The sequence below is a fragment of the Actinomadura sp. NPDC000929 genome (assembly GCF_040492065.1).
GTDB classification, from domain to species: Bacteria; Actinomycetota; Actinomycetes; order Streptosporangiales; family Streptosporangiaceae; genus Spirillospora; species Spirillospora verrucosospora.
Map to the genome: position 1 here is coordinate 19,138 of NZ_JBEUPA010000011.1, position 25,738 is coordinate 44,875.

Below are 25,738 nucleotides of genomic sequence, written 5' to 3' on the forward strand. Positions count from 1 at the left end.
AACCATCGTTGGACGCGATGCTAGTCCTTGGAGCAGACTGCCCGCATGAGCGACAGCGCACAAGTACTCCGCTACACCGCATTCGACGTGGACGGCGAGGGCGGCAACCCCGCCGGGGTCGTCCTGGACGCCCGGGGCCTGGACGACGCGCGCATGCAGGAGATCGCGGCCGAGGTCGGGTTCTCCGAGACGGCCTTCCTCGTGGACGAGGGCGGCGCGCCCGGCCGGTTCGCGATCCGCTACTTCAGCCCGCTGGCCGAGGTCGCCTTCTGCGGGCACGCCACGATCGCGACCGCCGTCGCGCTGGCCGAGCGCCAGGGGACGGGGACCGTGAGGCTGAGGACCCCGGCCGGCGAGATCGGGGTCGAGACGAGGGAGGCGGGCGGCCGCGTCCTCGCCACCCTCACGAGCGTTCCGCCCACCGTCCGGGCCGTGGAGGAGGCCGATCTCGCCGCCGCGCTGGCCGCGCTGCGCTGGGAGGCCGGGGAACTCGACCCGCAACTGCCGCCGCGCATCGCCAACGCGGGCAACGACCACCTGGTCCTGGCGGCGTCCACGCGCGCGCGGCTCGCCGACCTCGACTACGACTGGGAAGCCCTCGGCGAGCTCATGGCGCGCCGCGGCTGGACGACCGTCCACCTCGTCTGGCGGGAGAGCGAGACGGTCTTCCACGCGCGCGACCCGTTCCCGCCCGGCGGGGTCGTGGAAGACCCGGCGACCGGCGCCGCCGCGGCGGCCTTCGGCGGGTACCTGCGCTCGCTGGGCCTCGTCTCCGCCCCCGCCGAGATCACCGTCAACCAGGGGGAGGACATGGGCCGTCCCAGCCGGCTGCTGGTGGACGTCCCCCCGGGGGACGCGGGCGTCGGCGTGAGCGGCACCGCCGCGCCGATGGGCTGACCGGCGGCGTCCAGTAGCGTCGGGCCATGCCGAACTCGACCGCTGCCGTGACCGCAGACGATCTCGACCTCGCCGTCCAGTTGGCCGTCGCCGCTCTGCGGGAGGCGCCGCCGGAGGCCTGGGACGGGAAGGCCGGGTCGCTCGAATGGAGCTGCTGGGAGACCGTCGAGCACCTCAGTGACGACCTGTTCGCCTACGCCGCCCAGATCGCGCCGAGGACGCCGCCGGCGGACGGCGAGGTGCCGTTCGTCTGGGAGAGCCGGCGTCCCGGCGGGCCGGCCAACGCCGTCCACGCCGACAGGAGCGCCGGGCCCGCGGGGCTGTTGCAGGTGCTGGACGCGTGCGGCGGGATGCTGTCCGCCGTGGTCCGCCGCACGCCTCCGGACGTCCGCGCGCACCACACCTTCGGCGCATCGGACGCCGAGGGGTTCGCCGCGATGGGGATCGTCGAGACCCTCGTCCACATGCACGACCTCGCGGACGGCTTGGGGCTGTCGTGGGAGCCGCCCGCCGACCTGTGCGCCCGCGTGCTGGGACGCCTGTTCCCCGGCGCGCCGCAGGACACCGACCCCTGGTCGACGCTGCTGTGGGCCACCGGTCGCGGGGACCTGCCCGGCCACCCGCGCGTGACGTCCTGGCGCTGGTACGGAAGCCCCCGCGGCTGACGGCCGTCTCGCTCAGCGCCGGTAGTGGAAGGCCGGCTTGGGGTGCATCAGAAAGTCGTGGTGGGAGATGTTCCAGGCGTAGGCGCCGGCCATGGCGAAGGCGATGACGTCGCCTGGCGCGAGGGGCGGCACGAGGACGTCGCGTGCGAACACGTCCTTCGGGGTGCAGAGCTGGCCGACCAGGGTCGCCGGGCGCTCCGGGCCGTTCGCGGTCAGAACCTCGAAAGGCTGATCGTGGCCCTTCGTCACGGGAGTCCGCAGGTGGTGGGTGCCGCCTCTGAGAATGGCGTAGGTCTCTCCGCGCGTGGTCTTCACGTCCAGGACGTCGGTGACGTACCAGCCGTGGTAGGCGGTCATCGCCCGTCCCGGCTCTATGCGGACTTTCGCTGGAATGTGCCTTAGGCCTGCCCCGTAGGTCTGCCAGTCGAAGCGGGCCTCCGGGGAGGTGTAGTCCACCGCCATTCCGCCGCCGACGTTCAATTCGGGGTCGTCCACTCCTCGGGAACGGAGCCAGGGGATCGCCCATTCCGCTATCCGGTGGGCCAGTTCGAGCATCACCGGAGCGTCCAGGCCGGATGCCAGATGGGCGTGGACGCCTCGAAGCGTGAGGTGCGGGTGCTCGGTCAAAAGGCGGGCGCAATGGTCGAAGGCGTCCTCGTCCATGCCGAAAGGGCCGCTCATGGTGAGGGCGGCGTCCGGCACGTTCACGGGCAGATTCGCGCGGAGCAGGACGTCGGCGGGCCCCATACCGGCGAGGCGGACCAATTCGTTAGGGCTTTCCACGTGGATCCGGTCGGCCTTCAGCGTGCGTGCGGACTCCAGTTCGTCAGCGGTCTTCCCTGGGCCGCCGAAAGCCACGGGCTTGCCGGGGAGGGTCTCCCGGACGTGGGCGAGTTCGCCGCCGGACGACACCTCCAGGCCGTCGACGTGGGGCGCGAGAGTCCGGAGGATCTCGGCGTCCGGGTTGGCTTTGACGGCGTAGAAGACCTCCGTGCCGTGCAGCGCGGCACGGATGCCGCGGACGTGGGCTTCGAGGCCGGGAAGGTCATAGACGTAGGCGGGGTACCGGTCGAGGCCGAGCGCGAGGTCGTTCACAGCGGTCGGGACGCGGCGAGCGGGTTGGGGACGGGGACGTAGGCCGCGCCGCGGTCGGCCGTCCGCGACCAGCGGGTGCGGAGGTTGGCCTTGGCGGGCAGCGGCACACCGGCGAGAAGAGCCCTCACCTGCGGGTGGCGGTCATAGGCGGCGAAGTGCTTGCGCGCGGTGCGCCAGAGGGTCTCGTCCAAGGGCGGGTGGAGGTCGGCCACGGCGGCGGCTATCTCGGTGAGGTGGTTGACGAGGAGGCAGTAGACGACACGGTTCCAGCCCTCGTCGGGGGAGTAGGTGAGCCCCTCGGCCACGCGGGAGGGGAGATGCGACAGATCCCACTGGCCGGCGGTCAGTTTGGTGCCCTCCATGTCGCGGAAGACGGCATGGACCGGCATCCCGTCGGCGCCGACGCAGACGAGGACGTTCTGCAGATGAGGTTCCAGGACGACGCCGTGGTCCAGATAGGTGCCCAGGACAGGCGGTGCCACATGGGCTACGTACGCGTCCCACCAAGCTTGGGCGCCCTCCAGAGACGAGAGGGCGGGCAACCCGGCGAGGACCGCGTTATAGGGATCGGCCAGGGCTCCCGCAAGGAGAGGCGTGCCGGGAAGGGATCTGACGCCCTGCCGCAGGATCACCCCTAGGCCCTCGTACAGGCGTCGGTCAGGGAGGGCCACGCTGCGGTAGGCGGGTTCTCTGAGAAACGTGGCGTTCAGCTTCTCCAGGATGGGCGGCAGCACTTCGTCGAGCGTCATCGCCCCGGTCAGCTCGTACCAGGCGTTCTTACGGACGCAGTTGGTGATGCGCACGTCGAGGCTGAACTTGCAGAACACGTCGGCGTCCGGCAGGTACGCGGTCCGGACGGACGAGGTGGGCACCGCCTCCATGCCGGATGGACCGAGATTGACCAGAGAGCCGTTCGCCAAAGCCTTCTGCAAGACGGGATTGTCCGCCAGCAAGGAGAACTGCCACGGGTGAACGGGAAGCAGCCGACGTCCGGGCGGCGCCGAGGGGCCGTGCGCCTCCAAAGCCGCGAACGCCTCCGCGGCCCCCTCCTCGGCGACGAGTTCCGCAGCAACGGCCAGCCACAGCGGACGGAATCGAGCCCTCGCCTCAGGCGCGTAGGCCAGCCACTCCTCCGGCGACCCTTGGCGGGCCTTGGGGGACGGGTGGAAACGGTGCCCCGCGACAAGGGACTGCTCTGACCCGATGTAGTCGATGGAGCGGTCCTCAGCGGACTCGCCCCTGGCGGCGAGGATCGCGGTGAGCGCGGTGTGGCTGTCATCCACCTGGACGAGGAACTCCGCGTTAGGGGAGCCGGTCGCCAGTTCCAGCTCGCCCGCGACCAGGTTCGCCAGCCTGCCCCAGGCGGTGGGTATCCAGTCGTCCTCGCGGCGCTCCTCGTAGGGCGGCGCCAGGCGGTAGGTCGCCCCGACCGGAGGGCGCGCCAGTCCCGCACGCAGCACGACCCCCGCGCGGGGCAGTCGGAACACCAGGCGGGCGCCGTCCGGCCAGACCTGCTGCTCCGGCCCGCACACCTCCCGGATCAGGCAGTTGAGCAGGGCGGTCGCGGTCGCGTCGTCGGCCGTGACGGCCGGTTCTGTCAGCAGCACGTCGTGTCCAGTAGGTAGTTGGGCCCCGGCGGGCCGTAGTGCTTGTTGATGTCGGCCGCGCCCGTCCTCGCCTTGTCGACGAGGGTCCCGGCGGTGACCATGGCCTTGCCGGGCAGCGTGCCGGCGTCGAGCGTGCGGGCGCGCAGGAACGCGTCCTCGGGCCCGAGGGCCGCGTCGAGCCGTTCGCGGATCATCCGGCGCCCGGCCCGCCAGGGGAGCAGGCCGCGCTCGGCCAGGCCCAGCGCGGGCGCCGCGGCGCACAGATGCAGGGTGATGGTGACGAAGACGCGGGCGAGCGCCTCAGGGTCGGACGTCGTCATCCGGTGGTCGACGAGGTCGCGAGGGTCCGTGTCAGGGGTGGGCGTGACGCGCTCGCGGAGGCGGGACGGGTCGATGAGCGCACCGTCGTTGTCCTTGATGAGGAGGCGCAGCGGAGACTCGTCCAGGACGAGCGCCACGTTCTGCTGATGCGCCTCCAGCGCTATGCCGTACCGGAACAGCGTGACGTTCCAGGAGAGCAGTGCCGACAGGTAGGCGCCGAACAGTTCCTCGACGTCCCAGCGCTCGATGACGTGACCGCGGTCCGGTGCCTCGGCGAGCAGGGCAGCGACAGGGACGATGTGTGCGCGCGCGGTCTCGGACGGGAAACGGCGCACGAGATAGCCGAGAAGCGGGTCGTCGGCGTGGCCGTAGGTCTGTTCGTCGGCGAGGAGCACGGCAAGCGACGGCTCCTGCAGAAGTACCTGGCGCAGAATCCGCTCGACGAGCGCGCCGTCCGGGAGGGTGCCGGGCATGATGGTGCGCCGGTTGCGCAGCCCGAGGGTGCTCGTCGGCAGCGGCATCTTCACGTGGTCGAGCGGTGCCGCGGCGACCGTCCGCATCGACAAGGTGGGCGTGACGTGCAAGTACGGCTCGGGCGCGAGGGAAACGCCGGGCCGGGAGCGCACCTGCCGCGCCGCCAGCGGATGGACGGGAAACAGCGCTCCGGCCGCGTCGTCCAAGCGCAGGCCGACGTCGGACGGCCTGGGCCACCATGCGGGGAGCGTCCCGGCCAGCGTCGCGTTCGGCACGGCCGCCCAGCGCAGCGGGAACGACGGCGCGAACTCGGGTGCGTAGCGGCTCAGTTCGCCCAGGGAGAGTCCGGAACGGCTCCGGCCCGTCGGATGCACGGGGTGGTCGTTGTAGGCCGCCAGCGTCTCGTAGAACGTGCCGGGGCCCTTGCGCAGCTCGGCAGGGAGGCGGCCCAGCCGCCTGTGGACGGCCGGACGCGCGTCGTCGTGCAGCTTGATGGTCGCCAGGGCCTCAAGGCACTCGCGCTCGAAGGACGCCGTGTCGTCACGCGGGTCGGAGACCAGGCGAACGGCATGGAAGACGTCGTTCAGCCTCAGGCCCTGCCCAGGATCCACGACGAGTTCCGAGAGGAAGGCGGGCCGGGCCTCCAGAAGACGCACTGTACGGCCCGGAAGCTCCAACGCGTGGCCCCGGACGAATCGCCTCAGGCCCGCGTAGTCCTCCCTCAGCAACGCGTCCAGAACGCGGGCCGCGAGCGGGCCCTCGCCATCGTCGCCCGTCACGCGATCGTCCAGTCGTGGGTCGCGCGGAACCGCGCCAGGGCGGCGTTCACTTCGTCCGGTCCGGGACCGATGGCGCGCACGGTGCCGAGGTAGTCGCGGTTGGTCCGGGTGAGGGAGACCGTGTCGCCCACCGCGCGCTGAGGACGGTACGCCAGCCGCACCGGGCCGTCCTCGAACCGCAGGGGGCCGGGAGCCGCGGTGAGCGTGCCGCAGCGATCGGCGATGACCGGCTCGGCGACGGCATGGCGCGGACGGGGGACCCACCGCCCCGGAAGGGCCGCCCCGAGATGGACCCGCAGGATCTGCTCGAAGAGGGGCGCATCCAGCAGATCGGCCAGCAGGAAGTCGCAGTGGTCGCCGATCAGCCGGTAGTTCACCTCGATGACGCGGGCGCGCCCCTCATGGACGACGAACTCGGTGTGGCACGCCCCGAAGCCGACCCCCAGCGCCTCCAGCTGCCGCAGGACCTCCCCGGTCTCCGGGGGAGGGGGCGCCCACTCAAGCCGTTCCTCCACGAAGAACGGCGGCGGCGAGAGCGTCGTGCGGAACGAGCCCAGCACCCGCAGTTCCCGCCCGTCGCCCAGCGTCTCCAGCGTGTGGAGACGGCCCGGCAGGTACTCCTCGGCCACGAGCGGATCGCCGCGGCGGGCCCTGATCTCCTCCACCCGGGCGGCCAGTTCCACGGCGTCGTGGACGAGGAACACGTCCTCGCTCGCCACGCCCTCGCGCGGCTTGACGACGAGCGGATACGGCGCGTCCGCCGGGACCCGGCCCGCGTCCGCCGAGAAGACCGGGTCGAGGGACGCCAGGTGCCGCCGCATGAGCGCCTTGTTCTTCGCGCGGGTCGCCGCCCGCCAGTCCTTGGCGGGCAGGCCGAAGTACGCGGCGGCCAAGGCGGCGGGCGCCTGCAGGAAGTCGCTGTTGGAGAACACGGCGGCGGGCCGGCCCCCGCCGCGCGCGGTGGTGTCCTCGACGCGCGCGATGATGTCGCGGAAGTCGGAGACGTCGCACTCGACCACCGGCACGCCGGCGTCGTGGTCGGCGGGACGGTCGGTGAGGAGCGTGACGTCGAGGCCCAGGCGCGCGGCGGCGGGCAGGAACCCGTGCGTCACCGAGTCGGTCGCCTTGCCGGCGACCAGGTAGAGAGAGGCGGCCACGACCGGCCCTTCCAGTGAGTGAGGTAAGCCTTGCCTAACTCGCAGTGATCAACCATAGTGGCCGGGGCGCCCTCCGCACGCAAGAACGATGGCACCGCGTGTCCCGGCCCGTCCCGCGATCCGCCAGGATGGGCCCATGGATCTTGTCGACCGGTGGGTGGCGCTGGCGGGGCCCCACACCCGGCACATCGGGACCGAGCTCGACCAGCGCTACGGGGAGCCGCACCGCCGCTACCACACCCGCGCGCACCTCGCCGCGGTGCTCGATCTCGTGGACGAGCTGGCCGGGCACGCCGAGGACCCCGACGCCGTCCGGATCGCCGCCTGGTTCCACGACGCCGTCTACGACCCCGAGCGCGCCGACAACGAGGAGCGCAGCGCCCGCCTGGCCGCGCGCATGCTCGCCGACACCGACCTCCCGGAGGCGGTCGTCGCGCGGGTCGTCCGCCTCGTCGAGCTGACCGCCACGCACGCCCCGGAGGAGGACGACCGGGACGGGCAGGTGCTCTGCGACGCCGACCTCGCCGTCCTCGGCGCGGAGCCCGAGCAGTACGCGGCCTACGCGGCGGCCGTCCGCGAGGAGTACGCGTTCGTCCCCGACGAGTTCTTCCGCGCCGGACGGGCCGAGGTCCTCAACGGCCTCCTGGCCCTGCCCCGGCTCTTCCACACGCCCGCCGCGCGCGAGCGCTTCGAGGAGCGCGCCCGCGGCAACATGCGGACCGAACTCCTCCTCCTCAACGCCTAGACGCCGAGCCGGCCGTCCGGCACCGGCCGGGGCCGGGACGCCTTGCGGCGGCGCAGGCCCGCCTCGGTCAGCCGCAGGAGCAGCTCCTGGCAGCCCACCGCTTCGGCGCCCTGGAGCAGCGCCGCCTCGTACAGCTCCGACGGGACGTCGTAGTGGTCGCGCTCGAACGCCCGCGGCGGCATGCCCAGTTCGGCGGCGAAGACGTGCAGTTCCTCGTAGGACACGTCGCTGACCATGTGCGACCACACGCGGCCCCGCGCGGGCCACAGCGGCGGGTCGATGAGGATCAAGGCCACTCCCGCGATCGAGGCAAGGGGATCCCCTACTGTGATTCTCCAGTCTCGGGGAACCCGAGGGGTCGGGACGTCCGGAGACCCCGGACAGAGGTAACTCAGCCCGACATTACGACATGCGAAGGGGCATGCAGGTGAACGATGTAGTCGCCTACATCCAGGCGGACCGCGACCGGTTCGTCGCCGACCTCAAGGAGTGGCTGGCGATCCCGTCCATCTCCGGGGACCCGGCGCACGCCGAGGATGTGCGCACCTCCGCCGGATGGCTCGCCGAGTACCTGCGAGGGCAGGGCTTCCCCACCGTCGAGGTCTGGGAGACCCCCGGCCTGCCGGCGGTGTTCGCCGAATGGCCCGCCGAGGACCCGGAGGCTCCCGCGGTCGTCGTCTACGGGCACCACGACGTCCAGCCGGTCGAGCCGCTGGAGGAATGGGAGACCGACCCGTTCAAGCCCGTGGAGAGGGGCGACCGGCTCGTCGGGCGCGGCGCCTCCGACGACAAGGGCCAGGTCTTCTTCCACACCCTCGGCATCCGCGCGGCGCTCGCCGCGTCCGGGCGGCAGGCCCCGCCCGTCACCGTCAAGCTGCTGGTCGAGGGCGAGGAGGAGTCCGGCTCGGTGCACTTCGCCGAGCTGCTGCGCACCCACCGCGACCGGCTCGCCTGCGACGCCGTCGTCATCAGCGACACCACGATGTGGGCGGCGGACGTGCCGTCCATGTGCACCGGCATGCGCGGCCTCGCCGAGGCCGAGGTCACGCTGCGGGGCCCGGACGGCGACCTGCACTCCGGCTCGTTCGGCGGCGCCGTCCCCAACCCGCTCCACGCGATGGTCTCGCTGCTCGCCGCCCTGCACGACGACGACGGCCGCGTCGCCGTCCCCGGCTTCTACGACGACGTCGTCCCGCTCAGCGACGAGGAGCGGGAGCTGTTCGCCAAGCTGCCGTTCGACGAGGCCGAGTGGCTGCGCACCGCCGGGAACAGCCGCGCCGCTTACGGCGAGAAGGGCTACACCACCCTCGAACGCGTCTGGGCGCGGCCGACCGCCGAGATCAACGGCATGTGGGGCGGGCACACCGGTCCGGGCGGCAAGACGATCGTCCCCCGCGAGGCGCACGCCAAGATCTCGTTCCGGCTCGCCGCCGGGCAGGACCCCCGCAAGATCCAGGAGTGCTTCGAGGCGTGGGTCGCCGAGCAGGCGCCGCCCGGCGTCGAGGCCGAGGTCCGCGTGTCCGGCGGCGGCGTCCGGCCCTGCTTCTCGCCGATCGACTCGCCCGGCGTGAAGGCCGCCCGGCGCGCCATGGAGCGGGCGTTCGGCACCGAGGTGCTGTTCACCCGCGAGGGCGGCAGCGGCCCCGAGGCCGACATCGCCGACATCCTTGACGCGCCGCTGATCTTCGTCGCGGTCGGGCTGGACGGCGACCGCATCCACGCCCCCAACGAGAAGGTCGAGATCCCCCTGCTGCTCAAGGGCGCCGAGACCGCCGCCTACCTGTGGGAAGAACTCGCGGCCGCGCTGCGCTGAACACGCAGGAGAGGAGCACGATGACCGACGCCCCGACGGACAGTCCGCACGCCCCGCTGGAGTGGCTCGCGCTCGCGCGCGGCACGCTCGACCGCGTCGCGCTGAACCGGCGCGACGAGGCCTGGCTGGACGAGGCGTGGGCCGACCCCAGGACGCGCGTCCTGGTCATCGAGGACGGCCGGTCGCCGGTCGCCTTCGAGCCCGTCCCCGCGCTCGTCCTCGTCCCGCCGGACCAGGCGCCGGACGGCGACCGGTGGCTCCTCGGCGTCGACGGCGACGGCGTCGCCCACTTCGGGGTGAGCGGCCCGCTGCCCGTCATCGAGGGGGCGGAGCCGGCCGGGCTCCGCCGCGTCGGCGCCCTTCTCGGCGACCAGGACTCCGGCCTGCTCACCCACGCCGTCGCCCTGGAGCACTGGCACGCGACCCACCGGTTCTGCCCGCGGTGCGGCGCGGAGACGCGCGTGGCGTCCGCCGGGCACGTGCGCGTCTGCCCCGAGGACGGCTCGCAGCACTTCCCCCGCGTCGACCCCGCCGTCATCATGCTGGTGACGGACGAGGCCGACCGCGTGCTGCTGGCCCGCGGCCCGCAGTGGCCCGCCGACCGCCGCTCGATCCTCGCCGGGTTCGTCGAACCGGGCGAGTCCCTCGAACAGGCCGTCGCGCGGGAGGTGCAGGAGGAGGTCGGGCTGCCCGTCCGGGACGTCCGCTACCTCGGCAGCCAGCCGTGGCCGCTCCCGCGGAGCCTCATGCTCGGGTTCACCGCGAAGACGGACGGGGACCTCCCGCTGCGCCCCGACCCCGAGGAGATCCTGGACGCCGCCTGGTACACGCGCGAGGAGCTGCGCGCGGCGATCGACGCGGGCGAGATCGTCGCGCCGGGCCCGCTGTCCATCGCCGCCCAGATCATCATGCGCTGGTACGGCGGCGAGCTTCCCAAGATGCCGCCGTTCTAGGGGCGTGCGAAAGGCCCGCCGACCGTCCGGTCGGCGGGCCTTTCTCGTGGGTCTCAGCCCGCGTCGGCGATCTGCGCGAGGCGGCGCTTGACCTCCTTGGCGCTGGGGTTGGTCGCGGCCGTGCCGTCGGGGAACACCAGGGTCGGGACCGTCTGGTTCCCGCCGTTCACGCTCATCACGAACTCCGCGGCCTCGGGGTCGCGCTCGATGTCGATCTCCACCATATGGATGCCGTCGCGGGCCAGCTGGCTCTTCAGCCGCCGGCAGAAACCGCACCAGGACGTCGTGTACATGGTGAGCTGGCCGGCCGCGCCCTTGGCCCGGTCGGTCGTCGGCGTCGCCATCGCTTCCGCGTCTCCTTGCGCTCGGGGGTGTACCTCCGGAAGAACAGTAGACAGCCGTTTCGCATTCCGCGCCGTCCACAGGCGGCGGGATGGCCGATGCAGGTGAGGCGGGCTGCGAGTATGGGGGAATGTCAGCTGAGTCGGTGCTGGAGGGACTCGACCCCGAGCAGCGGGCGGTCGCCGAGGCGGTGAAGGGCCCGGTCTGCGTCCTCGCGGGCGCCGGGACGGGCAAGACCAGGGCCATCACCCACCGGATCGCCTACGCCACGCTCACCGGCGTCGTGACGCCGCAGCGGGTGCTCGCCGTGACGTTCACCACCCGGGCGGCGGGGGAGCTGCGCAGCCGGCTGCGGCAGCTCGGCGCGCCCGGCGTGCAGGCCCGCACGTTCCACGCGGCCGCGCTGCGGCAGCTCGGCTACTTCTGGCCGCGCGTCGTCGGCGGCGAGCCGCCGAAGATCGTCGATTCGAAGATCGGGCTCGTCGCGGACGCGGCGCGGGCGTGCCGGCTCTCGCTCGGCCGCACGGAGCTGCGCGACGTCGCGAGCGAGATCGAGTGGGCGAAGGTCACCCAGAACCGCCCCGAGGACTACCCCGCCGCGGTCGTGAAGGCGAGCCGCCGCCCGCCCGCCGAGATCGTCGACGTGGCCCGCGTCTACGCGATGTACGAGCAGCTCAGGCGCGAGCGCAACCTGCTCGACTTCGAGGGCATGCTGGAGCTGACCGCCGCCGTGATCACCGAGCACCGCGAGGTCGCCAACCAGGTCCGCGAGCAGTACCGGTACTTCGTCGTCGACGAGTTCCAGGACGTCAACCCGCTGCAGAAGATGCTGCTCGACGCCTGGCTCGGCGACCGCGACGACCTGTGCGTCGTCGGCGACCCCAACCAGACGATCTACTCCTTCACCGGCGCGTCCCCCTCCCACCTGCTCGACTTCACCCGCGAGCACCCGGACGCCAAGGTCGTCAGGCTCGTCCGCGACTACCGCTCGACGCCGCAGGTCGTCCGGCTGGCGAACGGGGTGATCGGGCAGGCGCGGGGCGCGCGGCACAAGCTGGAGCTGGTCGCGCAGCGCGAGAACGGGCCCGAGCCCGTGTTCAACGAGTACGACGACGAGGTCGCCGAGGCCGACGACGCCGCGCGGCGGGCCCGCAAGCTGATCGAGGAGGGCGTGCCCGCGCGGGAGATCGCGATCCTCTACCGGATCAACGCGCAGTCCGAGACGTACGAGTCGGCGCTCGCGGCCGTGGGCGTCCCGTACGTGCTGCGCGGCGCGGAGCGCTTCTTCGAGCGGCCCGAGGTGCGCGAGGCCGTCGTCCGGCTGCGCGGCGCGGCCAGGGCGGGCGCCGACGCCGAGACCGACGGGATGGGGCTGATCCAGACCGTCCGCCACGTGCTGAGCGGGGCGGGGTTCTCCGACCGGCCGCCCGAGGGCGCGGGCGCGGCCCGCGCGCGCTGGGAGTCCCTCGCGGCGCTGGCGCAGCTCGCCGAGGACATGGCCGCCGACGACCCCAGGGCCGGGCTCCCCGAGTTCGTCGCCGAGCTGGAGGAGCGCGCCGCCGCGCAGCACGCGCCGCCGCTGGAGGGCGTCACCCTCGCCTCGCTGCACGCCGCCAAGGGCCTGGAGTGGGACGCGGTGTTCCTCGTCGGGCTGGCCGAGGGCACGCTGCCCATCGTCTACGCCAAGACGTCCGAGCAGATCGAGGAGGAGCGCCGCCTCCTGTACGTCGGCGTCACGCGGGCCCGCGTGCACCTGAACCTGTCGTGGGCGCTGGCGCGCTCGCCCGGCGGGACGCAGGCGCGCCGCCCGTCCCGCTTCCTCGACGGCCTGACCGGCAAGACCACCACGCACACGCCCGCGCGCGTCGACCGGTCGAAGCGGCGCCCCGCCAAGGGCCCGCAGCCGTGCCGCGTCTGCGGGCGCCCGCTGACCGCGGCCGTCGAGCGCAAGCTCGGCCGCTGCGAGGACTGCCCCTCCGAGCTGAACGAGGAGCTCCTCCTCGCGCTCAGGGACTGGCGCGCCGGTGTGTCGGCCGAGCAGAAGGTGCCCGCCTACGTGGTGTTCACGGACGCGACGCTCCAGGCGATCGCCGAGCACGCCCCCGAGTCCATGGAGGAGCTGGCGCGCATCCCCGGCGTCGGCAGGGTGAAGCTCGACCGCTACGGCGACGCCGTCCTCGGCCTGTGCGGGCACTAGCGCCGCGGGCGTGGCGGGGCGGCGCGGAGGCGCCGGTGACGCGGGGTGAGACCTGGCTCACTCGCACCGATAGGGAAGACTGGCCGCCGTGAAGGAATCGCTGAAGGCACTGCTGGACCTGCTCGACCTGGAGCAGATCGAGAACGACATCTTCCGCGGCCGCAGCCCCGAGGAGCGGCGGCAGCGCGTGTTCGGGGGGCAGGTGGCGGGGCAGGCGCTCGTCGCCGCCGGGCGCACCGTCCCCGCGAACCGGCCCGTCCACTCGCTGCACGCCTACTTCATCCGCCCCGGCGACCCGCTGGTCCCGCTCGTCTACACCGTCGACCGGGTCAGGGACGGGCGGTCCTTCACCACCCGCCGCGTCACCGCCGTCCAGCACGGCAAGGCGATCTTCACGCTGTCGGCGTCGTTCCAGATCGTCGAGGACGGCCCGTCCCACCAGGCGCCGATGCCCGAGGCCCCCGCACCGGAGTCGCTGCCGGACGGCCTGACCCGCCTCACGCCGCTGTTCGGCGAGGTCGGCGCGCGCGAGTTCGTCACCCGCCGCCCGTTCGACATCCGGCACGCGACGCCGCTGACGTGGGAGGCGGCCAAGGACCCGGCCCTCGCCACGCCCGAGTCGAAGGTGTGGCTGAAGGTCGACGGCGAGCTCCCGGACGACCCGCTCCTGCACGTGTGCCTCATGACCTACGCGTCGGACATGACGCTGCTCGACACCGTCCTGCTCAACCACGGGCTGGCCTGGGGCGACAAGCGGACGATGGGCGCCAGCCTCGACCACGCGATGTGGTTCCACCGGCCGTTCCGCGCCGACGACTGGCTGCTGTACTACCAGGACACGCCGTTCGCCGGCGGCGCCCGCGGGCTCGCCCGCGGCCAGGTGTTCACCCGCTCGGGGGAGCTGGTCGTGTCGGTCATGCAGGAGGGCCTGGTCCGGGTCTCCGACACCGGACGCGAGGCGCCCGGCGGCCCGTCCGTGAAATGATCGTTCCGTAAGGGGCGCCCGGGAGTTTCGACGCTCGCGGGGCGCCCGGGGTTCTGCGGAATCCGGGTGAGGTCGCCCACGAAACCGCAGGTCAAAAATATCTTGCTTGATTCGGCGGAGTCCCCGTACGCTCGACGCGAGCAATCAACCGGCCGACCGGTGTGGATCTTGGATCCGCCGGACACGGCCCGAGGAGCCCGAGAGGTGGTGTGCAGTCCGGTGAGCAACACGTTGATCAAATTCGCGTCCTGGACCGCGGCCTGCCCCGGCACCTCGATGCTCGGCACCTCCGTGCCCGCCCCGATGACCCGTGTCTCGAAGCCCGGCGAGTCCGCCGCGTATGTCGAGGCGTCCGTCTTCGAGGCGTCCGCCCTGCGGCAGCGTGAGCGCGGCATGTGGCGGCGCGACGAGCGCGGGCTGCGCGGCACGAATCTGTGCGATCTGCGCTTCGAGCAGCGAATCCAGGACGACCAGGGGCGCAGTGTCTTCGAACACCTTCTCGAGGACATGAGCGTTCCGGCTCCGGCCACGGCCCACACGGGCGTCACCTTCACGGGTGGCGTGTCGGGTCCGTACCCCTGGAGGCGACGACCGGTCTAGAACAAGGCCGGCAAGCCCCCAGGCCGCGGATCCGACACCGGATCCGCGGCCTTCTTCTTTGTCCAGACCCACCGACACGCCCGTTGAGATCCAACGAGAGGAACAAGGGTGACTGTGATGCAGGGGGCTCTCGCAGTAAGCGAGGAGGACCTCACGCTTCCGTGCCGGACCGATCCGGAGCTGTTCTTCGCCGAGGCTCCCGCCGACGTCGAGCTCGCCAAGGCCCTGTGCCTGGAGTGCCCGCTCCGCAAGGAGTGCCTCGCCGGGGCGCTGGAGCGCAAGGAGCCCTGGGGCGTCTGGGGCGGCGAACTGTTCGTCCGCGGTGTGATCGTGCCGCGCAAGCGGCCGCGCGGCCGCCCGCGCAAGCACCCGCGGCCCGACGAAGTGGCCGTGTGAGGCGACGATGCCCAGCACGCCGGTGATCGGCCGAATCGAACCCGTGGACGCGGTCCCCGCGCGGGGACCGCGCCCACGGGCGGCCGGGGAGAACGAGATGACACCGCTCAGCGAGATGACGTTGCTCAGCCAGGACCTGTCCCGGGAGCGACCACCCGTGCCCGACGAGCTCGCCGCCCGCGTGGTCGCGCTCAGGCGCGCCCGCCGGGAGGCGCGGACGAGGGCGTCGCGGGTGCGGCGCGTCCTGCTGGCGCCCACCGCGGCCGGCGAGGCGTACGCGCACCCGCAGCGGCCGCGGCACCGGGACTGACCGACGGACCGGGCCCGGATCCCGATCCGGGCCCGACCGCCCACCGTGCCCGGCGGACGAGCCGGGGCCGGGAGACGGCACAGGCTCGACGGACGACGCAGGCTCGACAGACGGCGCAGGCTCGACAGACGACGCAGGACCGAAAGGCTTCAGACCCGCCGGTCGCAGGCCGCCGTCCGTCCTTTCTTGGATGGTTTGGCGGACGGCACGCCTCCCGGCGGGCGCGTGGAGCGCGTCCGGTGACCCACTCGCCGGCCGCGCGAAGAGCGGGGCCCCGCGCACCTCATCAGTGCGCGGGGCCCCCGAGCTTTTCCGGCGCCTCCCGGACGGGGCCGTCAGCCGCCGACCAGCTCGCCGTCCGCGTCGTCGGCGAAGCCGGGCACCCACTTCAGCGACTCGGCGCGGGCCGGGATCTCGCACTCCAGCTGGCAGAGCACGCCGGTGCCCGCCGACAGCACCCGGTGGATGATCACGTACTCGGGCGGCAGGTTCAGCTGCCGGACGACGTTGGACGGCCGCAGGTCGGTGACCTGGGCGGCCATGTCGCGCAGCCACTCGCGGTTGAACTTGAACGTCTCGGTGACGAACGGCTCGGTGATCGGCGCGAGGAACGCCTGCAGCGACTCGGCGTCGATCTCCACGCCCTCGCGGATGAAGTCCTCCCGGCGCAGGGCCTCCTCGACCTCGTCGATGTCGGCCATCGTGCCGATCCGCAGCAGCAGCCCGAGGCGCCGCTGGAACCCGCCGGGGATGCGGTCGACGGCGCCGAAGTCCAGGACGCCGAGCCGCCCGTCCTCCAGCAGCCGGAAGTTGCCGGGGTGCGGGTCGCCGTGCAGCATCCCCGACCGCTTCGGCCCCGACAGCAGGAAGCGGCAGTACAGCAGGGCCGCGTGGTCGCGGGTCTCCTGGTCCCCGTCGCTGATGATCTTCGAGAGCGCGGTGCCGTCCATCCACTCGGTGATCAGGATGTTGCCGGACTGCGCGACGACCTCGGGAATGGCGAAGTCGGGGTCGTCCAGGTAGGCCTCGCGGAACCGGGTCTGCGACTCGGCCTCGATCGTGTAGTCGAGCTCCTCGACCACCCGCTCCTTGAGCTCGGCCAGCATCGACTTGACGTCCAGGCCCGGCATCAGCACCCCGAACAGCCGCCCCAGCCGGGCGAGCTGGTTGAAGTCGCTGATCAGCGCCTTGCCCGCGCCGGGGTACTGCACCTTCACCGCGACGGCCCGGCCGTCGTGCCAGACGGCGCGGTGCACCTGGCCGATCGACGCGGCGGCGGCCGGCCGGTCGTCGAACGACTCGAAGTAGTCCCGCCAGTCCTCCCCGAGGAACTCCTCCAGCACCTTGTGGACGGTCGACGCCGGCAGCGGGGGAGCGGCCTCCTGAAGCTTGGTCAGCGTGGCCCGGTACGGGCCGGCGATCTCCGGGGGCAGCGCCGCCTCGAAGATCGACAGCATCTGGCCGAGCTTCATCGCGCCGCCCTTGAGCTCGCCGAGCACCTTGAACAGCTGCTCGGCGGTCCGGGTCTGGATCTCCATCGCGACCGTCTCCGCCGGCCGGCCGAAGGTCCGCTTCCCCACGCCGAGGGCGGTGCGTCCCGCGAAGCCGATGGGGAGGGACGCCAGCTTTGCTGACCGCGTCACCGCGCGGCGGGGAAGATCGCTCACGACGACCATTGTCGATGATCCACTGTCGTTCACGCCACAACCATCCCGAACTCTCCCCGCAGCCGGAACCGGTCCACCGATCTGACCTGCTCAAACACGGTAAGTGTGCGCTTTCTCACGCGGGTCCGGGGCCGCGCGCCGCGCGCCGCGGCGGGCACGGTACGGTGCCGGACATGTCCGCGGAGCCTGCCGATGTGCTATTGATCGACCGCCGTCCCGACGGGATCGCCGTCCTCACCCTGAACGACCCCGGCCGCCGCAACGCGATGGCGGACGAGCTCACCGCCGCCTGGAAGCGGGCCGTCGAGGACCTGCGCGCCGACGCCGCGCTGCGCTGCGTCGTCGTGACCGGCGCCGGCACCGCGTTCAGCTCCGGCGGCGAGCTGTCCTGGCTGGCCGGAACCGGCGACGTCGCCGTCCCGCCGCTGCGCGACCGGATGCTGGAGTTCTACCGGACGTGGCTCGCGATCCGCGGCCTGGAGGTGCCGACGATCGCCGCCGTCAACGGGCACGCCGTCGGAGCCGGCCTCTGCCTCGCGCTGGCCTGCGACCTGCGGTACGCGGCGCGGGACGCCAAGCTGCTCGCCCCGTTCACCGCCCTCGGCCTGCACCCCGGCATGGCCGCGACCTGGCTGTTCCCCGAGGTCGCCGGGCTGCCGCTGGCCCGCGAGATGCTGCTGGCCGGACGGGTCCTCACCGGCGCCGAGGCCGCCGGGCACGGCCTGGTCAACCAGGCCTTCCCGCGCGAGGACGTGCTGGCGGAGTCCCTCGCCGTCGCCGAGCGGATCGCCGCGCAGGCGCCGATCGCGACCCGGCTCACCAAGGTCGCCCTGGCGAACGGCGGCCACCCCGACATGGAGTCGGCGCTGCGCTGGGAGTCCCTCGCCCAGCCGGTGACGATGGCCTCCCGGGACATGCGCGAGGGCCTCGCGGCGCAGCGGGAGAAGCGCAGCCCGCAATTCTCAGGCGAGTAAAGTGCGCGGGCGCACCGCCGCAACGGTCCGCCGAGATTGGTGGAACCGCTGGAGAACTGTCTAAAACGTAGGGGTTGACCTGCGGTAACGTCAAACACCCCCTGTGGATTCGGCAAAAATTCGAGTACGGTTCTGACCGTGCCCCCTAACGTTGAGGTCCGCCGCAGCCCGAGGCGCAGGCGCACCGTGTCCGCCTACCGTGAGGGCGACAAGGTGGTGGTGATGGTTCCGTCAAGGCTGAGCAAGGCCGAAGAGGAACAGTGGATCGCGACCATCCTGGAACGCCTCGCGGAGCGGGAACGCCGGCGGCGGCCCACCGACGCCGACCTCCAGTCCCGCGCCCGCGAGCTGTCCCGCCGCTACCTGGCCGGCCGCGCCGACCCGGTCAGCGTCCGATGGGTCGCCAACCAGCGCGCCCGCTGGGGATCGTGCACCCCCGACGACGGCACCATCCGGCTGTCCACGCGGCTGCGCGGCATGCCCGGCTGGGTCGTCGACTACGTCCTGGTCCACGAGCTGGCGCACCTGCTCATCCCCGGGCACGGCGCCGACTTCTGGGAGCTGGTCGGCAACTACCCGAAGGCCGACCGCGCCCGCGGCTACCTGGAGGGCGTCGCCGCCGCCGCCCACCTGCCGCTCGAAGCGGACGCCCCCGGCGACGTCGCCGACATCCACCACGGCGACGGCCTGCACCCCGGCGAGGCGTACCCGCACGAGGCCGCCGGGTGACCGACCAGGTCGCCACGGGTCACACGCCCGAAGGGCCGGCGCGCTGCGCCGCCGTGCTCGCGTGGCCGCTCCGCTCCGCCGTGCCCCCCGGCCTCGACCCGGAGGACTACCGGCTCGCGCTCCTCGAGGACACCTACGAGGTCGTCGCCGGACTCGAACTCGTGACGCCCGCGCTCGTCCTGGACCCGCCGGACCAGCCGGACGCCGAGGCCGTCACCTGGCCGGGCACGCCGATCGTCCGGGAGGGCACGCTCGCCGGCGCGTTCGCCGCCCTGCACGCCCTCGGCGCCGAGACCGCCGCGCTGATCGCCCCCGACGCCCCGGACCTGCCGCCGCTGCTGCTCGGCAAGCTCTTCCGCGCCCTCGGCTCCGCCCCGGCCGCCGCCTGCCAGGCCGAAGGCGCCGCCGCCCTCGGCAACGGCCTGGTCGCCCTCGCCGCCCGCCTCCCGCTGCCGGATTGGCTGGCCGGCGCCCTGCGCGAGGTCGACCTCGACACCCCCGACGCCCTCGCCCGGCTCCGGGCCGCCGCGCCGCGCCCCGGCCTCGTGCCCCAGGGCCCCGGCTGGCACCGCATCCGCACCCCCGACGACCTGCGGTTCCTCGACCCCGGCCTGGAAGGCTGGGAGAACACCCGCGCCCTCCTCGAAGGCCACCCGCTCGGCCGCTGACCGGGGCGTCACGCTCGCGCGGCGATCGCCCGGGCCACCAGCCGCCGGACCGCCGCGTCGGCCGACTCCGGCAGATCGTCCACCGGGAACCAGCGGAGATCGTCCGACTCGTCCGAGATCGCGTGCCGGGCGCCCTCCGGGGCGACCGCGACGTACTGCACGTCCAGATGCCAGGTCCCCCGCGGGTGGCAGGGGACCTCGTGCCGGTCGAGCTGGACGGGCCCCGGGAACAGCCGGAGGCCCGGGATGCCTGACTCCTCCGTCGCCTCGCGGAGCGCCGCACCCGCGAGCGCGACATCGCCCGGCTCGCAGTGCCCGCCGAGCTGGAGCCACGCCTTCACCTTCGAATGCAGTGTCAGCAGGACCCGGGTACCGGACGCGTCGAGCACGGCGGTGCTGGCCGTGATGTGCGCGTCAGCGCACTCGCGCCACAGGCCGTCGGCCGGGTGCCGCTCCAGATGCCGCAGGAACTCCTGCCGCAGCCCGTCCTGGCCGGAATCGGGCGCCCGCCAGGACGAGAGGACGCGCACCGCGTCCCCGTAGAGGACCCCGGCCGTCACGACCGCGGGCCCGGTGAGCGCCTCATGCGCGGCCGACGCGGGGGTAGCGGGAGTTGGCCGGATGGCGGCGGCGGCGTTCCTGGTCGAGCGGGCGCTGCCAGCACAGGCTCGCCCGCGCGACCCGCCTCCGGATCGCGTTCGTGGACGAGCCCGGCTCGTAGCGGCAGCCGTTCACCCGCGACGGGCGCGACCGGCTCATGCGCGCGGCCCCTCGTCGCCGGGCCCCCGTTCGCCGCCGGGCTCCCCCCCGGGCTCCCCGCCGTCCGGCCCCTTCGCGTCGCCGGACTCCTTCTCGTCGGGCTTCTCGTCGGGCTTCTCGTCCTCGTCCAGCCCCCGGGTGAGCTTGGACAGGTCGATGTCGGACAGGCCCTCGATCTCGTCGCGGCCGTGGACGAAGCCCTCCGGGTCGTCGAGGTCGTCGGACGTCGGCAGCAGGTCGGGGTGCTCCCAGACCGCGTCCCGGCCCTCGGCGCCGCGGGCCTCGGTCAGCGACCGCCACAGCGCCGCGGCCTCCCGCAGCCGGCGCGGCCGCAGCTCCAGGCCGACCAGCGTCGCGAACGTCCGCTCCGCCGGGCCGCCCGTCGCGCGGCGCCGCCGCACCGCCTCCGCCAGCTTCACCGAGCCGGGAAGCCGGCCCTGCGCGGCCTCGTTCACGACCGTGTCGACCCAGCCCTCGACGAGCGCCAGCGTCGTCTCCAGCCGGGCCAGCGCCGCCTTCTGCCGCGGCGTCTCCTCGGGCTGGAGCTGGATCTCCCCGCCGAGCGCCTCCTGGATGGCCTCCGGGTTGCTCATGTCGAGCCCCTGCACGGCCTGCTCGATGCCCGACAGGTCGACGGTGATGCCGCGCGCGTACTCCTCGACCGCGCCCAGCATGTGCGCGCGCAGCCACGGCACGTGCGTGAACAGCCGCTGGTGCGCGGCCTCGCGCAGCGCCAGGTAGAGCCGGACCTCGTCGGAGGAGACCTCCAGGCCCTCCCCGAACGCCTCGACGCCCGCGGGCAGCAGCGCGCCGACGCCGTCGGGCGCCAGCGGCAGCCCCACGTCGGCGGAGCCGGTCACCTCGCGGGCCAGCCCGCCGAGCGCCTGCCCGGCCTGGCCGCCGACCATCGCCCCGGCCATCTGCTTGACCATCCCGATCAGCGGGCCCGCCATCGCCTGCATCTCGGCGGGGATGTCGCCGCCGCCGAGCGCCCCGCCCATCGACTCGACCATGCGGGCCGCGATCGGGTCGCACACCTTCGCCCACACCGGAAGCGTCTGCTCGATCCACTCCGACCGGCTCCACGCCTGCGGCGTGCGGATCCCGGCGGGCAGCGTCGTCCGCTCGTCGAGCCACAGCTCCGCCAGGCGCAGCGCCTCCTCGACCTGGCGCCGCTCGGTGTCCACCACCGACGGGTCGCCCTGCTCCACCACGGTGTGCCGGGCGATGTTCTTGGCCAGGTCCCAGTTGAGGGGGCCGCCGCCCTCGCCGCCCGCACCCTGCGCGCCGATCATGTCCGCGAACCGGTGCAGCATGTCGGCGAACTGGGCCATGTCGCCGCCCATGCCCTTGAACGGATCCTGGGGCCGGTCGTCGTCGTCGCCGTCCCCGGGACGGTTGAAGCCGAACGGAGTGTCACTCATCGGTTTGCCCCTGGGATGCATGATGGGCTCATATCCGCAACGTTAGCCGGTCCCGGCAAGGTCGCGTACTCAAGGAAGGGGGCACCCCCGTGGCAACGGGCAAGGTTCGCCCTCGGCGTAGCAAGGGCCCGGTCGTCGCCGTCACCGGCGCGGCCACCGGCGCGGGGCGGCTGCTGGCCGCCCGGCTCGCCGAACGGGAAGAGATCCGCAAGGTCGTCGCCATCGACGGGCACCGCGGCGACGTGTCCGGCGTCACCTGGCGTGTCGTCGACATCAGGGATCCGCTGCTGCCCGGCCGGCTCTCCGACGTCGACGTGATCGTCAATCTGGACCTCGAACGGTCCCCGGACGCGGACCCGCGCGAGCGCCGGACCCACAACGTCCGCGGCGCCCAGACCGTGGTCACCGCCGCGGCGGCGGCCCGCGTCCGGCGCGTGGTCCTCGTCACGTCCGCGATGGTCTACGGAGCGGGGCCGGACAACGAGGTGCCGCTGAGCGAGGACGCCCCGCTGCTCGCCGAGGCCAGCACCTCCATCGCCGGCGACTACCTGGAGATCGAGGAACTGGCCGCCACGGCGCACCTCACCCACCCGGGGGTCGAGGTCACCGTCGTCCGGCCGGCCGCGCTCGCCGGGCCGGGCGTGGACACCGTCGTCACCCGCCACTTCGAGGCGCCGCGGCTGCTGTCGGTCAAGGGCAGCACGCCCGGCTGGCAGTTCTGCCACATCGACGACCTCGCGTCCGCGCTGGACGTCGTCGTCACCGAGAACGTGCCCGGCCCCCTCGCGGTCGGCTCCGAAGGCTGGCTCGGCCCCGAGGAGGTCGCCGAGATCACCGGCAAGCGCCACTTCGAGCTGCCCGCCGCCCTCACCTTCGGGATGGCGCAGCGCCTGCACCGGCTCGGCATGACCCCGGCGCCCGCCACCGACCTGCACTACGTGGCCTACCCGTGGGTCGTGGACTGCGCGCGGCTGCGCGCCGCCGGCTGGAAACCCCTCCACGACAACGCCGCGGCCCTGCGCGCCGTGATGGAGGAGACCGCCGGACGGCACGCCGTCGTCGGCCGCCGCGTCGGCGGCAAGGAGGCCACCATGGCCACCGCCGCGGGCGCCACCGTCGCCGCGATCGGCGCGGCCGCCGCCATCCGCCGCGCCCGCAGGCGCCGCCGCTGAAACTCCCGCCCGCCCGCCCCGGAGGGCGGGCGGGCGCCGTCAGCTCGCCGGCGGCGTGGCGCTCGGCGAGGCGGACGGCGACGCCGACGGGCTCGGCGACGGGCTCGGGGAGGTCTTCGGCTCCTCCTTGCCCGCGGCCGACAGCGCGGCCTGCGCGTCCTTGATCCGCTTCCAGGCCTCGCCCATGCCCGGGTAGTCGCCCTTCTTCTGGGCGTTCTCGTAGTCGGCCACGGCGGCCTTCAGATCGTCGATCGCCTTCTGCGCCGACGCGCTCAGCTCCTGGCCCGGCGGGGCCTGCGGCCCCGGCTGGGCCGGCGCCCCGGCGCCGCCGAGCACCTGCTTCAACGCCTCGTCGAGCGTGTCGGCCGCGGCGATGCTCTCCCCGTACCGCACCAGGATCTTGCCGCGGATCGGGTAGGGCTGCTGCTCGGAGCCGCCCGCCGCCTTCGTGTACATCGGCTCCACGTACAGCAGGCCGCCGCCGAACGGGATCGTCAGCAGGTTGCCCGCGACGGTCTTCGTCCCGCCCTGCCGCAACGCGAACAGGTCGGCCTTCACCTTCGGATCGGTCTCGAAGGAGTTCTGCACCTGGCCCGGCCCCGCCGGCTGCGCGTTGCGCGGCATCTGCAGGATCTGGATCTGCCCGTAGTCGCGCCCCGGGTTCGACCCCACCGACATGAACGCGGCGAGCTGGGGGTTGCCGCGCGGGTTGAACACCGTGGTCAGCGAGAAGGACTGGGCGTCCTGGCCCGGCATCCGCAGGCTCTGGTAGTACGGGGGCTGCTGCCTGCCCTTGGCGGACGGGTCCTCGGGCACCTCCCAGAAGCCCTCCCCGTTGTAGAACGCCGACGGGTCCGTCACGTGGTACTTCGTGAGGATCTTCCGCTGGACCTTGAACTGGTCCTGCGGGTAGCGGAAGTGCGACTCCAGCTCCGGCGGGATCGACGACCGCGGCTGCACCGTGCCGTCGAACACCTTCATCCACGTCTTGGTGATGGGGTCGTTCTCGTCCCACTGGTACAGGTGGACGGTGCCGTCGTAGGCGTCCACCGTCGCCTTCACCGAGTTGCGCAGGTAGTTGACGTGGTCGTTGGCCTGCCGCGCCACCGCCGACCGCGTGTCGGTGATCGTGTCGCGGGTGGCCTCCCCGAGGCTCATCTCCTCCGAGTACGGGTAGCTGTCAGACGTCGTGTAGCCGTCCACCACCCACAGGATCCGGCCGTTCACCACCGTCGGGTACGGGTCGCCGTCCAGCGTCAGCCACGGCGCCGCCTTCTGCACCATCTGCCGCGGCGACCGGTCGTAGAGGATCTTCGCGTTCTTGTTGATCGCGCCCGACAGCAGCAGGTTCTTGTCCTGGAACTTCGCCGAGTACAGCAGCCGGTGCGCGAACGAGTCGACCGGCACGCCGCCCTGGCCGTCGTAGGTGCTGCTCTGCTGCCCCGACGGGCTGTTGTCCGGGTAGTTCAGCTCCTGCTGGCCGCGCCCGCCGACCACCGAGTACCGCGGCGAGCGCTCCCCGAAGTAGATCTCCGGCTGCGCCACCTTGATCGGCTGGTTCGGGGACGCCGGCATGTCCGGGGTGATGAAGGCCGGCTCGGTCGAGTCGAAACGGTCGCCGTACGCGGAGACGAACCCGTAGCCGTGCGTGTAGACCATGTGGTCCTTCACCCAGCTGCGCTGCCCCACCGGCGCCCCGGAGAGCTCGCGGAGCGCCACCACCGTGTCGACGAGCTTGCCGTCGACCTGGTAGCGGTCCACGTCCAGCGTGTCGGGGAACCGGTAGAACGGCCTGATCCGCTGCAACTGCTGGAACGTCTCGCCCACCACGTTCGGGTCGAGGACGCGCACCCCGCTCTGCCCGAGCTTGGCGGCCTCGTCCTGGAGGGCCTTCTTGTCGGTCACCGGCTGCGACCCGTACGGGACGACCCGCGCCCCGTCCACCCCGTAGGCCTTGCGCGTGAACTCGATGTTGCGCTGGATGTACTGGCGCTCCTTGGCCAGCTCGTCAGGCTTCACCTGGAACTGCTGGATCAGCAGCGGGTACACCCCGCCCAGCAGGATCGCCGACAGCACCAGCAGCGTGAACCCGACGCCCGGCAGCATCATGCCGCGCCGCAGCAGGTTGCCGAAGAACATGGCCGCGCACAGCAGGGCTATCACGGCCAGGATCGTCTTCGCCGGCAGCAGCGCGTTCACGTCCGTGTAGGACGCGCCCGTCGCCACCCCGCGCTCCGAATGCACCAACCCGTACCGGTCGAACCAGTACGCGACCGCCTTCAGCAGGATGAACAACCCGAACAGCACCGACAGGTGCGCCCGCGCGGGCGGGCTCGCCTTGTCGCCCGGCCCCTGCAGCCGCAGCCCCCCGTACAGGTAGTGCACCATCACCGCGGCCAGGATCGACAAGATCACCGTCGCGAAGACCACCCCGATGACGAGGCGCAGGAACGGGTACGTGAAGACGTAGAACGAGACGTCCTTGTGGAACTGCGGATCCTTCACGCCGAACGGCGTCCGGTTCAGGAACGCCAGCCACACCGGCCACTGGCCCGCCACCGACGACCCCGTCAGCATCCCCAGCACCCCGAGCAGCCCCCACGCGATCAGCCGCCGCCGCGGGTCGATCACCGCCCGGTAGCGCTCCAGGCCCTGCTGCTCCACCGACAGCGGCCGGTACGCCGGGCGCAGCCGGTACGCCACCGCCACGTTCGCGCCCACCACCAGCGCCATCAGCAGCCCCGCCCCGAAGAACAGGACCACCTTCGCCCGCAGCTGCGTCGTGTAGACCGACGAGAAGCCGATCGAGCGGTACCACAGCAGGTCCGTGTACACGGCCGTGAACGTGAGGAACGCCACCAGCAGCGCGGCCAGCGCCACCAGGACCGGCAGCAGCGGCCGCGTCCGTCCGGTACCGAGCCGGCGCCCGAAACCGGGAGTCCGGAAGGTCAAGTGGCCCCTCCGATCGAGATCTCTCCCACCGGCCGCCCGCCGGTGCTGTAGATGCAA

The 25,738-nt window shown here is 72.9% G+C and carries 25 protein-coding genes; 14 read left to right on the forward strand and 11 right to left on the reverse strand.

From position 1 onward, the window contains the following. Positions 1-45 precede the first annotated feature (45 nt). Positions 46-897, forward strand: coding sequence for a PhzF family phenazine biosynthesis protein (locus ABWI04_RS06505; RefSeq protein ID WP_353831753.1), 852 nt, complete (start codon positions 46-48; stop codon positions 895-897). A 26-nt stretch (positions 898-923) separates the two neighbouring features. Next, positions 924-1,562: a DinB family protein gene (locus tag ABWI04_RS06510; protein ID WP_345184486.1), complete on the forward strand. Its 639-nt coding sequence runs from the start codon at positions 924-926 to the stop codon at positions 1,560-1,562. Positions 1,563-1,574: 12 nt separating this feature from the next. Here the strand turns inward: ABWI04_RS06510 and ABWI04_RS06515 are convergent, their stop codons facing one another. The 4 genes from ABWI04_RS06515 to ABWI04_RS06530 are packed head-to-tail and all read right to left on the reverse strand — an operon-like array spanning position 1,575 to position 6,995. After that, the gene (locus tag ABWI04_RS06515; RefSeq protein WP_353831754.1) at positions 1,575-2,657 is read right to left on the reverse strand and encodes an alanine racemase; all 1,083 of its coding nucleotides are present in this window, start codon (positions 2,655-2,657) and stop codon (positions 1,575-1,577) included. Next, a complete protein-coding gene (locus ABWI04_RS06520; RefSeq protein WP_353831755.1) occupies positions 2,654-4,264 on the reverse strand; it encodes an IucA/IucC family protein in 1,611 nt (536 codons plus the stop codon). Before ABWI04_RS06520 ends, ABWI04_RS06515 begins: the two co-directional genes overlap by 4 nt. After that, a complete protein-coding gene (locus ABWI04_RS06525) occupies positions 4,255-5,838 on the reverse strand; it encodes an IucA/IucC family protein (protein WP_353831756.1) in 1,584 nt (527 codons plus the stop codon). Before ABWI04_RS06525 ends, ABWI04_RS06520 begins: the two co-directional genes overlap by 10 nt. Continuing rightward, positions 5,835-6,995, reverse strand: a complete 1,161-nt coding sequence (locus ABWI04_RS06530) for an ATP-grasp domain-containing protein (RefSeq protein WP_353831757.1) — start codon at positions 6,993-6,995, stop codon at positions 5,835-5,837. The genes ABWI04_RS06525 and ABWI04_RS06530 overlap by 4 nt, the downstream gene beginning before the upstream one ends. A gap of 136 nt (positions 6,996-7,131) precedes the next feature. Here ABWI04_RS06530 and ABWI04_RS06535 point away from each other — a divergent pair, with 136 nt between their 5' ends. Continuing rightward, positions 7,132-7,740: an HD domain-containing protein gene (locus ABWI04_RS06535; RefSeq protein ID WP_345184475.1), complete on the forward strand. Its 609-nt coding sequence runs from the start codon at positions 7,132-7,134 to the stop codon at positions 7,738-7,740. On the opposite strand, the gene ABWI04_RS06540 is transcribed toward ABWI04_RS06535, so the two are convergent. Beyond that, positions 7,737-8,030: a DUF4031 domain-containing protein gene (locus ABWI04_RS06540; protein ID WP_353831758.1), complete on the reverse strand. Its 294-nt coding sequence runs from the start codon at positions 8,028-8,030 to the stop codon at positions 7,737-7,739. The two genes, ABWI04_RS06535 and ABWI04_RS06540, sit on opposite strands and share 4 nt — an antisense overlap. A gap of 131 nt (positions 8,031-8,161) precedes the next feature. On the opposite strand from ABWI04_RS06540, the gene ABWI04_RS06545 reads away from it, so the two are divergent. After that, on the forward strand, positions 8,162-9,553 hold the full coding sequence (locus tag ABWI04_RS06545; RefSeq protein ID WP_502913122.1) for a dipeptidase: 1,392 nt from the start codon (positions 8,162-8,164) through the stop codon (positions 9,551-9,553). Between the two features lie 20 nt (positions 9,554-9,573). Next, a complete protein-coding gene (gene nudC / locus ABWI04_RS06550; RefSeq protein ID WP_345184469.1) occupies positions 9,574-10,506 on the forward strand; it encodes an NAD(+) diphosphatase in 933 nt (310 codons plus the stop codon). A gap of 53 nt (positions 10,507-10,559) precedes the next feature. Here the strand turns inward: nudC and ABWI04_RS06555 are convergent, their stop codons facing one another. Next, positions 10,560-10,850 (reverse strand): mycoredoxin, encoded by a 291-nt coding sequence (locus tag ABWI04_RS06555; RefSeq protein ID WP_345184466.1) that lies wholly within the window; start codon positions 10,848-10,850, stop codon positions 10,560-10,562. A 128-nt stretch (positions 10,851-10,978) separates the two neighbouring features. Between ABWI04_RS06555 and ABWI04_RS06560 the strand changes: the two genes are divergently transcribed. The 5 genes from ABWI04_RS06560 to ABWI04_RS06580 all read left to right on the forward strand — a co-directional run bounded on the left by ABWI04_RS06560 (position 10,979) and on the right by ABWI04_RS06580 (position 15,336). Then, a complete protein-coding gene (locus tag ABWI04_RS06560; RefSeq protein WP_353831760.1) occupies positions 10,979-13,045 on the forward strand; it encodes an ATP-dependent DNA helicase UvrD2 in 2,067 nt (688 codons plus the stop codon). Positions 13,046-13,133: 88 nt separating this feature from the next. Beyond that, positions 13,134-14,030 (forward strand): acyl-CoA thioesterase II, encoded by an 897-nt coding sequence (gene tesB, locus ABWI04_RS06565; RefSeq protein ID WP_345184460.1) that lies wholly within the window; start codon positions 13,134-13,136, stop codon positions 14,028-14,030. A 219-nt stretch (positions 14,031-14,249) separates the two neighbouring features. Next, positions 14,250-14,630, forward strand: coding sequence for a hypothetical protein (locus ABWI04_RS06570; RefSeq protein ID WP_345184457.1), 381 nt, complete (start codon positions 14,250-14,252; stop codon positions 14,628-14,630). Positions 14,631-14,747: 117 nt separating this feature from the next. Further along, the gene (locus ABWI04_RS06575; protein ID WP_052357680.1) at positions 14,748-15,026 is read left to right on the forward strand and encodes a WhiB family transcriptional regulator; all 279 of its coding nucleotides are present in this window, start codon (positions 14,748-14,750) and stop codon (positions 15,024-15,026) included. Positions 15,027-15,123: 97 nt separating this feature from the next. Beyond that, positions 15,124-15,336 carry a hypothetical protein gene (locus ABWI04_RS06580; RefSeq protein WP_345184455.1) on the forward strand — a complete coding sequence of 71 codons (213 nt, stop codon included), beginning with the start codon at positions 15,124-15,126 and terminating at the stop codon, positions 15,334-15,336. A gap of 335 nt (positions 15,337-15,671) precedes the next feature. Here the strand turns inward: ABWI04_RS06580 and ABWI04_RS06585 are convergent, their stop codons facing one another. Next, positions 15,672-17,003, reverse strand: a complete 1,332-nt coding sequence (locus ABWI04_RS06585) for an ABC1 kinase family protein (RefSeq protein WP_345184450.1) — start codon at positions 17,001-17,003, stop codon at positions 15,672-15,674. Between the two features lie 173 nt (positions 17,004-17,176). Here ABWI04_RS06585 and ABWI04_RS06590 point away from each other — a divergent pair, with 173 nt between their 5' ends. From ABWI04_RS06590 to ABWI04_RS06600, 3 genes are all read left to right on the forward strand, one after another. After that, the gene (locus ABWI04_RS06590) at positions 17,177-17,977 is read left to right on the forward strand and encodes an enoyl-CoA hydratase/isomerase family protein (protein WP_353831761.1); all 801 of its coding nucleotides are present in this window, start codon (positions 17,177-17,179) and stop codon (positions 17,975-17,977) included. Between the two features lie 186 nt (positions 17,978-18,163). Next, positions 18,164-18,706, forward strand: a complete 543-nt coding sequence (locus ABWI04_RS06595) for a M48 metallopeptidase family protein (RefSeq protein WP_345184542.1) — start codon at positions 18,164-18,166, stop codon at positions 18,704-18,706. Continuing rightward, a complete protein-coding gene (locus ABWI04_RS06600; protein WP_353831762.1) occupies positions 18,703-19,374 on the forward strand; it encodes a hypothetical protein in 672 nt (223 codons plus the stop codon). Before ABWI04_RS06595 ends, ABWI04_RS06600 begins: the two co-directional genes overlap by 4 nt. Before the next feature lie 8 nt (positions 19,375-19,382). Here the strand turns inward: ABWI04_RS06600 and ABWI04_RS06605 are convergent, their stop codons facing one another. The 3 genes from ABWI04_RS06605 to ABWI04_RS06615 are packed head-to-tail and all read right to left on the reverse strand — an operon-like array spanning position 19,383 to position 21,557. Beyond that, positions 19,383-19,934: an NUDIX hydrolase gene (locus ABWI04_RS06605; RefSeq protein WP_345184445.1), complete on the reverse strand. Its 552-nt coding sequence runs from the start codon at positions 19,932-19,934 to the stop codon at positions 19,383-19,385. 22 nt (positions 19,935-19,956) lie between these two features. Further along, positions 19,957-20,133, reverse strand: coding sequence for a hypothetical protein (locus ABWI04_RS06610; protein WP_345184443.1), 177 nt, complete (start codon positions 20,131-20,133; stop codon positions 19,957-19,959). Next, positions 20,130-21,557, reverse strand: coding sequence for a zinc-dependent metalloprotease (locus ABWI04_RS06615; protein WP_353831763.1), 1,428 nt, complete (start codon positions 21,555-21,557; stop codon positions 20,130-20,132). The genes ABWI04_RS06610 and ABWI04_RS06615 overlap by 4 nt, the downstream gene beginning before the upstream one ends. Positions 21,558-21,646: 89 nt before the next feature. On the opposite strand from ABWI04_RS06615, the gene ABWI04_RS06620 reads away from it, so the two are divergent. Continuing rightward, on the forward strand, positions 21,647-22,729 hold the full coding sequence (locus tag ABWI04_RS06620) for an NAD-dependent epimerase/dehydratase family protein (protein ID WP_353831764.1): 1,083 nt from the start codon (positions 21,647-21,649) through the stop codon (positions 22,727-22,729). Between the two features lie 39 nt (positions 22,730-22,768). On the opposite strand, the gene ABWI04_RS06625 is transcribed toward ABWI04_RS06620, so the two are convergent. Further along, a complete protein-coding gene (locus ABWI04_RS06625; RefSeq protein ID WP_353831765.1) occupies positions 22,769-25,681 on the reverse strand; it encodes a UPF0182 family membrane protein in 2,913 nt (970 codons plus the stop codon). Between the last annotated feature and the right edge of the window lie 57 nt (positions 25,682-25,738).